Annotated in this window: 9 protein-coding genes and 4 pseudogenes; 2 read left to right on the top strand and 11 right to left on the bottom strand. The window is 37.5% G+C overall.

Annotated elements, in window-relative coordinates; all coding sequences use genetic code 11:
* Positions 1-115, top strand: a pseudogene (locus HEN33_RS23120) (LuxR family transcriptional regulator); the annotation flags it as partial.
* 1 nt (position 116) lies between these two features.
* Positions 117-410, top strand: coding sequence for an invasion protein (locus HEN33_RS23115; RefSeq protein WP_176262597.1), 294 nt, complete (start codon positions 117-119; stop codon positions 408-410).
* A 69-nt stretch (positions 411-479) separates the two neighbouring features.
* Here the strand turns inward: HEN33_RS23115 and HEN33_RS23110 are convergent, their stop codons facing one another.
* From HEN33_RS23110 to HEN33_RS26520, 11 genes and pseudogenes are all read right to left on the bottom strand, one after another.
* On the bottom strand, positions 480-1592 hold the full coding sequence (locus HEN33_RS23110) for an EscU/YscU/HrcU family type III secretion system export apparatus switch protein (RefSeq protein WP_001284723.1): 1113 nt from the start codon (positions 1590-1592) through the stop codon (positions 480-482).
* An 8-nt stretch (positions 1593-1600) separates the two neighbouring features.
* A complete protein-coding gene (sctT, locus tag HEN33_RS23105) occupies positions 1601-2368 on the bottom strand; it encodes a type III secretion system export apparatus subunit SctT (RefSeq protein WP_000503296.1) in 768 nt (255 codons plus the stop codon).
* Between the two features lies 1 nt (position 2369).
* Positions 2370-2630, bottom strand: coding sequence for an EscS/YscS/HrcS family type III secretion system export apparatus protein (locus HEN33_RS23100; protein WP_000341004.1), 261 nt, complete (start codon positions 2628-2630; stop codon positions 2370-2372).
* A gap of 9 nt (positions 2631-2639) precedes the next feature.
* Complete coding sequence (locus tag HEN33_RS23095) at positions 2640-3305, bottom strand: EscR/YscR/HrcR family type III secretion system export apparatus protein (RefSeq protein ID WP_088542182.1); 666 nt, start codon at positions 3303-3305, stop codon at positions 2640-2642.
* Positions 3295-4282: pseudogene (locus HEN33_RS23090) on the bottom strand (YscQ/HrcQ family type III secretion apparatus protein). Before HEN33_RS23090 ends, HEN33_RS23095 begins: the two are co-directional and overlap by 11 nt.
* The gene (locus HEN33_RS26530) at positions 4242-4589 is read right to left on the bottom strand and encodes a SpaN/EivJ family type III secretion system needle length determinant (protein WP_235841544.1); all 348 of its coding nucleotides are present in this window, start codon (positions 4587-4589) and stop codon (positions 4242-4244) included. Before HEN33_RS26530 ends, HEN33_RS23090 begins: the two are co-directional and overlap by 41 nt.
* 297 nt (positions 4590-4886) lie before the next feature.
* Positions 4887-5117: pseudogene (locus HEN33_RS26525) on the bottom strand (type III secretion protein); the annotation flags it as partial.
* On the bottom strand, positions 5095-5553 hold the full coding sequence (locus HEN33_RS23080; protein WP_001305819.1) for a type III secretion protein: 459 nt from the start codon (positions 5551-5553) through the stop codon (positions 5095-5097). The pseudogene HEN33_RS26525 and the gene HEN33_RS23080, both read right to left, overlap by 23 nt.
* Positions 5543-6835 (bottom strand): type III secretion system ATPase SctN, encoded by a 1293-nt coding sequence (sctN, locus tag HEN33_RS23075; RefSeq protein ID WP_176262703.1) that lies wholly within the window; start codon positions 6833-6835, stop codon positions 5543-5545. Before sctN ends, HEN33_RS23080 begins: the two co-directional genes overlap by 11 nt.
* A 31-nt stretch (positions 6836-6866) precedes the next feature.
* Positions 6867-8927: an EscV/YscV/HrcV family type III secretion system export apparatus protein gene (locus tag HEN33_RS23070; RefSeq protein ID WP_097115529.1), complete on the bottom strand. Its 2061-nt coding sequence runs from the start codon at positions 8925-8927 to the stop codon at positions 6867-6869.
* Positions 8920-9029, bottom strand: a pseudogene (locus tag HEN33_RS26520) (hypothetical protein); the annotation flags it as partial. The gene HEN33_RS23070 and the pseudogene HEN33_RS26520, both read right to left, overlap by 8 nt.

The raw sequence follows: 9029 nt of genomic DNA, 5'->3' as shown, positions 1-9029 counted from the left end.
CAAAATAAGAGCCCTAAATAAACTTAACATAAAAGGTACTGTTGAGTTGTTTATAGCACTCTGTGAATGGGATAAACATTATTTTAAACTCCAATCTTGCATAAGAGAAAGTTGATATGTCATTAGTAAGATATAATAGTAAAATCATAATAACTGTCGCGCTGATATCGTTGCTCTCTGCATGCACCAGAGAAAATTCATTAAAGGATACTCAGAATAGAAGAAGTGGCGAATCTCAAGCGATAGTAGATGCAAGACTGTTCTTTAGCGAACACCCGGAATATATATCATCAGCAGAACTAGAGCAGAAACTATATCGCGAATTTGCACAGGTTACGACTGTTCCAGCTTATAAAGAGATGAGTATGTATCAATTGCTTGTCATTTCGCAAGATCGTTTAACACATTAAATAAGAATCTACACGCTTTTTGCGTGTAGATTCTTATAAATTTCCGACTATGATAGATGTTTAATTTTTTTAATTATTGTCTTTATTCTCACTTTTTGTGTCTTCACCTTCTTTGAATTTATCTTCTGAGGGGAGCAGTTCATCTGGAATAGGTTGTCCAGCATTCTCCACATCTTCAAGCCACAGCAGAAGACGCAAGATCTCATCTATATTTTCGAAGCTAACATAATCGTAGCGACGATGGGTAGCATAAATTTTTCGTGCTAATTTTTTATCTGTAATAATTGGTATTCCGATTTCTTTTGCATATTTCCTTACGGCTAATGCGACCTCATTAGTTTCTCTTACAGAAATCAATGGTATAGGTGACAGATGTGGCTTAAAGTATATCCCTATGGCAATGTGCGTAGGGTTGGCAATCATCAGACGGCTATTACTGACATCAGATTTCAATTGCTCTGACAGAATTTCTTGATGGCGTTCTCTGCGTTTAGACTTAATTTCTGGATTTCCTTCTTGTTCCTTGTATTCTCTTTTAACTTCTTGTTTATCCATTTTCATATCTTTCATAAATAAAAAATACTCAGCGATAAAATCAAATATTAGAACAATTATCATACTGCCGAGACAATATAGTATGAGAAGGAATAGCATCTCTCCCCAATCTGATAATAAAGATATGATATCTCCATCAAGAGTTTTAAAAAGCAGTGATTTATGGTTACTCCAAAATACTTTGATCGCCAATGCAAAAAAAATAATATAAAGTATTGCTTTGACAAATTCTTTTACGGTTTTTAAGCCAAATATACGTTTTAAGCCATTTACTGGATTTAATGAATCAAACTTAAACTTAATAGCTTCAGTTGCTAATTGCATTTTACTTTGAAACCATGAGACAAGTATTGTTGTAAACATGCAAACCAGCAAAAAAGGAATGATCGTTTTCAACCAACCTATCCCCATAGCTTTAAAATAGTCCCAAATATCCGGTTTAGCGTTATGATCAAGGATGTATTCAAGAATCGACATAATATGATGCACATCAAATACATATCCGAGATATAAAGTACCCACAAGCATTATTACAGAGACTGTTAAGTCTCTACTTTTTAGAATTTGCCCTTTTTTAGAAGCATCCTGGAGTTTCTTTTGTGTTGGCTTTTCAGTTTTATTTGCCATGAAACACTCTATTTATCAATGTATAATTGCAATTGTTCTGGGAAAAAGGATAACGGCATAACTCGTTCAGCCAGTATTGGGCCAAAATAAATAATTAATATTAAAAATGCCAGCGCACTTTTGACAGTCAGTGAGATGGCAAAAGCATTTAGTTGTGAAGCATAGCGTGCCAGCAATCCCAGGACAGCTTCACCGCCCAGCATAACCGCAATCACGGGGCTTGCGTAAACGATAGTATGAGTCATTATATTATTAATATATGAGAATAAAGGCTCTAATTTAGGAAAATTAAAATTTCCTGAAGGCCATAAGTTATAACTTTGCCATAGAGTCTCCAGAATAAAGTTCAATCCACCGTTAGTAAGATAAACTGCTGCAGAGAAAAGGTTAAATAATCTTGCTAATTCCGATGTATCGACACCTGTAGCCGGATCCAAAGTACTACTTAACGTTGCACCACGTTGGTTATCGATAAAGCTGCCTATAGCAAGGAAAATCCAAAATGGGGATGCTAATAAGCAAGCAATAAACAACCCTATGATAATTTCTCTGGCAGCAAACAAAGCGATATCTATTTCATTTAGGGTAGATAATTCATAGTGGTAATGCTGAACTAATGCACATGATACCACTATTATTATTGGATGGCGGACTACTGTTGGTATATTCCCACTGGCGAAAAATGGTAACAAATAGAAAGTTGGTGCCAATCGGCAAAAACCGAGCGCTGTAGCAGCCAGCAGACTATGCAACTGATAGAGTATCGCCTCCCCCATGCTATCCTCTCGCGAATGCTAAATTAAGCATTTCGATACCAAACGAATATAATTTTTCACCATACCATCCGCTCATTAAAAAAAAGCAAATACTTACGCACAATAATTTGACGCCAAATGGCAAAGTCTGTTCTTGCAACTGTGTTACCGTTTGAAAAAGCCCTACCAATAAACCAACAAATGTCGCAACTGCAATAGGTCCTGCAGACATAACTAAAATCAGATACAGCGCCCTATTCCCCGCAAAAACAATGTCGTCCATATTTTTTCCTCAGGGATTAATGGATAGGTCAAAATATTGTAAAATGAGTCCTTTCGATAACATTGTCCAACCGTCCATCGCGACAAACAGAATTAATTTTATTGGTGTAGATATGGTTACCGGACTCATCATCATCATACCTAACGTTAACAGAACGCTGGATATAACCAGATCAACTACAACAAAGGGTAAATAGATATAGAAACCTATAATAAATGCACTTTTTATCTCACTCAACGCATATGCCGGGAGTAACGAGAAAATTGAAATATTCTCATCATCGACTATCTCTTCATTGTCTTCAGAACTATTCACCTTCTGAATCTTTTCAAAAAAGCTAACCAACTCCGGTTCAGAATATTTTATCAAATATGATTTATAACCACTCATGCCTGTCTCAACAAAATTAACAACCGACGCTACATTATTGAATGAAAGATTCTCATTCTGACTGTTATTATATATTTCCTTCCCAACCGGCATCATTACGAACATTGACAATAGCAAAGCTACCCCATTAAGTGTCATATTTGATGGCACTTGCTGAAGTCCCAGTGCGTTTCGGACAATAACAAAAACAATCGAGAATTTAATAAAACATGTCCCGGATGCTATTATAAACGGTAATAGTGTAAATAATGATAATATCGCTATCAGCGAAATACTATTTGACATTATTATACCCTGATAACCAAGAATGAATTTCTACGCCCAATTTATCATCCACTTCAACAAGTTCGCCATAGCCAGTTAGCGCGCCATTTACACGTATCTCTATATTTTTCTCAGCTTCAGGAAGCAAAGATATAATTCTTTTTGCACAGAGATCGTCTATTTCATATAGATTCATTATTTTCTTTCCAAGAACAAACTCAATTTTTACAGGCAAGTCTTCAAAACTATTAATCTGCTGATAGTCATTTTCATCATTAATCTCGATTTCGCTTTTTTTGATATCAAAGTCATCTGTTTCAAAATCTTCCTCGTACTCAAAATGATCAGCCATTTTTAACTCCTCTGGATAAATCAGATCACAAATCTTTGTATTATAAATAACCGCATAAGCCAAATTATTTGAGATTAATAAAACATCACCAACTTCAATATCAACAATAGTTCTATAACATGTTTTACTAAATCCAATTACAAAATGAATGGGCCAATATAATGATTTTTTGTCTAACGTTGGAGCGTTTTCGTATTGGCAGACTGTGACTTTATCTAACCAAAGATTCAAATCCCCTGTCCATATTCTTATCAGTGGTTGAGCTGGACTCAATACTCCATCAAATACTTTACCTACGCACAAACGATTATATTTTAGTTCAGGATAATTTAGATTTAACGGGGAACTGGATAAACTGAGCCATTCCCCTATTAACCTTTCCGTTTCTGGCATTAAAGCCATCCCAGCGAGCTCGGCAGAAATTAAGGGAAATATTTCTCGAAGCAACACCCATCCAGACCAGCTGCCACTCTCTTCCGCTATCGGTAGCCATTTAGCACTAAATTCGGGCATTAATAACGCAACATCTTCACCATTTTCTTTCCAGTTTTGAAAAGTGGTTTCAAAGGAATGAGTGTTTCCATTTACTTTTCTCAGACCGAACATTAACTTTCGTCCTTCTGATCGTTTTCGAATTTACCTTCATTTTCTTGCTCATCATGAGGCTGATGTCGTTGTCCTTGTCGTTCATCTTGCTCAGTCAATACCCAACGTTGTGCTGTAACATCATTGTGTTGGGCTTCATGGAGTCTGTCGGAGACAAGTGCGTCAGATGGTTTTAGTCGTATCCCTTCACTACTTTCCAGAATCCGGACTGTATGATTTTGTCCCCAACGCTGAAACTGATATGTCAATTCATTTTCTGGTACATTGGCACTATTAACAGAATTATTTATATCATTCTGATTGAGCGTATTAACATTCCTTTGTTTTTCGATATGTTGAGTAAACATGGTTTTGTTATCAGCAAACCTTCTTTCGTTAGTAATGTCTAATAAATGGGCCTGCGGTCCATTTATTTTGTCTCCATCGCGGTATTTTTTTTCACGATCTTTATTATTACTGTTTTTTTGATCTGTGATGAACTCTGTATGGCTACCATTATGGATTTTTTCCTTAATTTTTATCGTGTTATCAGATAGTTCAGAACTAATACCCTGACCTCGAGAAGTCATATTGAGAATTTTCTTTGTAGAAAATTGCTCTGTTCCATTTGTTTGCAAAGAAAGAGATGGATTCCTGTCAACCTGGAGAGACGATTTGTTGTCAATAGACTTCATTTGCCCATTCTTTTTCCCCAACGTAGAAAATTGGCTATCCTGAGTCTGACGTAATAACTGGAGAATGGTTCCAGCAACAATCTCACTCATTTCTTTATTTTTTTTGTTTTTCTTTAAGAAACGGTCTAAATCCGAAGCAGAATTATCGGGTGTGTCTGTGTTTAAAATTTTACCGTATTCAATTTTCTTGACTTCGTCCATTATATTTTTCCTCCTGTTCAAGCTCGTCTTGATAAAGCATCTGATTTAAAAGTTGTTTTTTGATGCGCTTCTTTAGTCGATCGTACTTTTCTCCTTTTAGCCACCAGTGTTTTCTTTGTGCTTGCTGTTGAACTATTTCCTTGTTAAGTATTTTTCGCCGCTCTGCTATTTTTTGCTTTTCAAGATTTATCTCAGCGATCTGCTGCTGAATGACTGCAACTTTACGTAACGAGTAAAATATATCCTGGCGAAATACTACTTCGCCGAGTAACTCCTTCATATCTAACAGTGACTGTAGGTTTTTAAGTTGCATATCATACAGGCGTTCCTTTTCGACTAACTTTTCTTTTTCTGCATTTAACTTTTGTAATGATGCTTCACATGCAGCCAGGCTCTGCGCTGTTCTTCTGATAAGTCGATTAACTTTACTTAACAATTCGTTCAAGCTCTTTTAGCGTTTCACTCATTGGCATTTTTTCATTAACTGACTGTTTTAACCAATTTGTGAGTTTAGGCCGGGCATTCATAGCAAAATCATTTTCAGCATTTTGCCCAGCGCGATATTCCCCTAAATCAATAAACACCTGTAGATCTTCCAAAGTTGTGAGGATCTTCCTTACCCGTGCAGCATTATCTCTGTGTTTTTCATCAGTGACCTGACCAAATACTCGACTCACACTTTTTAGAACATCTATTGCCGGATAATGACCTTGCCCAGCGAGTTTGCGACTTAGATAGATATGGCCATCAAGGATTGAGCGAATTTCATCCCCCAGGGGGTCTGATTCATCCTCCCCCTCCAGTAATACGGTATAAAAGGCAGTAATACTTCCTTTTAGTGTTGGTCCCGGCCTCTCCAGTAAGCGAGGTAAACTGTCAAAAACAGAAGCAGGATAACCACGTCTGGCAGGTGGTTCACCCGCTGCCAGCTTCATATCGCGTAATGCTCGTGCATAGCGCGTCATTGAGTCGATAAAAAGTACAACTCTCTTTCCTCGATCTCTAAAATACTCTGCCACGGTTGTCGCCATCAGGGCGGCATTACACCGATCTACTGACGAAAAATCAGAGGTGGCATAAACCAAAACACATTTTGCTGCATTTACTGATTTTTTCAGCGATTCCGCGCATTCCGTAACTTCCCTTCCACGTTCGCCAATCAAGCCAATAACAAACACATCAGCTTCAGTGTTGTTTACAAGCATATGCATTAAAACCGTTTTGCCACAGCCAGCCGATGCGAAAATCCCAACACGTTGACCAATGCCACATGTCAGTACGCCATCAATGACTCTTATCCGTGTCTCTAGTGGTGTATTAATAACTCGACGTTCCTGATACGACGGTGGCAGTTCATCAATCAGGCGTAAATTTCCCCTATCCCCTGGAGTGACCGGGACAAACCTTTCCATAATTTGACCAGAAGCATTCAAAACTGAACCAAGAAAGGTATCACTGATCTGTATGGTTAACTGCTCTCCCGTTGGTTTCAATACTGCAGTACGTGTAAGCCCCACAGAGCTGCCTATAAGGTTTAATAATGTCTTTCCATTGCGAAAGCCAACGACCTGAGCCCTGGCTATACGTTCATTTGCTTGCCAGCTCGCATAAATTTCGCATACTTCGCCCACTGAAACGTCGTCAAGCTCTGCTTCAATCAGCGAGCCGTTTATGCTATGTAAGTAGCTGTATTTATTTAATAGTTTTAATTTTTTCATACCAGCATGCTCCATATCGCAAGACATTATCCTAAATAGTTTTCAGAATATTAACGGGAACATTTTCCGTTAGTTCCCCGTACGAAAGTACTTCGAGGTCTCGATAACTAGATTCAATAAGTTTTTTGATAAAACGACGAATATCCACAGATCCCAGTAAAATAATGTCTTTAATTGGAATATTGATTCCAGAAAGTGCCAGTTTAAAATTATCCAGAATCATCTCAGCTTCGGATGCATCGAGATTAAGAAAAGTACCGCCAGCGGTAGGCCTGACACCATCTCTGATTCTGTCCTCTATTTCAGGCGAAATCACAATTGCTTTAATTTCTCCAGAATATGAAAACTTATGGCAAATGTAGCGACCTAATGCACCTCGTACATGCTCGACGAGTGTGATTATATCTTTCTCGCGTGGGCTCCATAATGCTAAAGCCTCCATAACTAAACGCATATTGCGCACTGAAATTCGCTCCTGGATCAGACGCTGAATTACCTCTGAAATGCGCTGCACGGTTATATATCTTAATATTTCTTTTAATAGATCAGGATACTTCATCTCTAATTGATCAAGAATATATTTGGTTTCTTGTATACCAAAATACTCATTAATATTATGAGCCAGACATACAGATAAATGATTGTACATTTCATCCATGGCCGTGCGAGTATAACAGCCAATTTTTGTTAATTTTTGGGCATCACTTTTTGTAACCCAATAATATTGTTCACCATTACTATTTACGATGACAGGTTTCTTGATCAAAGTCGAAACCACTTCATCTGAATATTCAACCAACAAGACAAGATCATGATAAATTTTAAATTGCGAGGCTCTGACTTCATTTAGCATTAATATGACATCTTCATCATTAAGGCCTTCCCCCTCGCGAATGACAATACCGGGAATACGGATACCATACTCAATAAAAAACTGACTACGAATCCTATCAGCAAGATTGATTTCAGTGTATTTTTTAGCCTGTACACTATTCATAATCAAAACCAAGGGTACCGTTTCGGTAATAACCTGATCAAGTTTATTAATAATACCTAATGAAATATCATCATCCTGATTATAGGGTTCCAACCCAACGGTGATATCTCCCTCAACAACCGTTTCTTCACCCCCTTTCTTTTTGAATTTAAAGTAAAAATAAATTCCTAAGATTACTGCCAAACATAAAAACACAAGAAGGGGAAAACCTGGAAGCAACCCAATACTTAGCGCGAGGACACATGTCACAATAATGACAAAAGAATTACTTAATAACTGGGACATTATATTCTGCCCCATATTATCACTATCGCCATTCACGCGCGTTACGATAAACCCTGCGCTAATAGCAATTAATAAAGCTGGAATTTGAGAAACAAGACCATCCCCGACGGTAAGAATTGTGTAGACGGTCAACGCTGTCGAGAAATCCATTCCATTTTGGCCTACTCCTACTGATAGCCCACCGATAATATTAACAAAGATAATAATGATGTTTGCAATAGCATCACCTTTGATAAATTTCATCGCACCATCAAAGGAACCATACAGCTGACTCTCTCGTTCTAATACGCTACGACGTTCTTTTGCTAAATCTGCATCAATGATCCCGGCGCGTAGATCGGCGTCAATACTCATTTGTTTACCTGGCATACCGTCAAGCGAAAAGCGGGCAGCAACTTCAGCCACACGTTCCGAACCTTTAGTAATCACGATAAACTGAACAATAGTAACAATGGAGAAAATAACAAAACCAACTACCAGGCTATCTCCAATAACGAATTCACCAAAACTCGTTATAATTTCTCCGGCGTCCGCCTCAAGAAGTATAAGTCGACTGGTACTGATCGCCAGCGCCAAACGAAATAACGTTGTGATGAGGAGAATTGATGGGAATGAAGAAAAACTTAAGATCCTATCAACATAGAATGATCCTAAAAACACAAGTATTGCCAATGTTAAGTTCAGCCCAATCAAAAAATCGATTAAGTAAGTGGGCAATGGAATTATGAGCATGGCGATAATCATCACCATTAATCCAAGAATTATTAATTCTGGATGACTCCTTAACCCTATCAAAACTTTGTTAAACATTGAACATTACCTTCTTCCATGGTTTTTTATTTTGTTTTTTATTACTGTTTTGTGTATCAAAGAGCTCTACTGCAAATGTTACTTTTATTGCCTGTTTACAAC

Source organism: Escherichia sp. 94.0001, assembly GCF_013369155.2.
Taxonomy (GTDB): domain Bacteria; phylum Pseudomonadota; class Gammaproteobacteria; order Enterobacterales; family Enterobacteriaceae; genus Escherichia; species Escherichia coli_F.
This window is presented reverse-complemented; position numbering and strand designations above follow the sequence as displayed.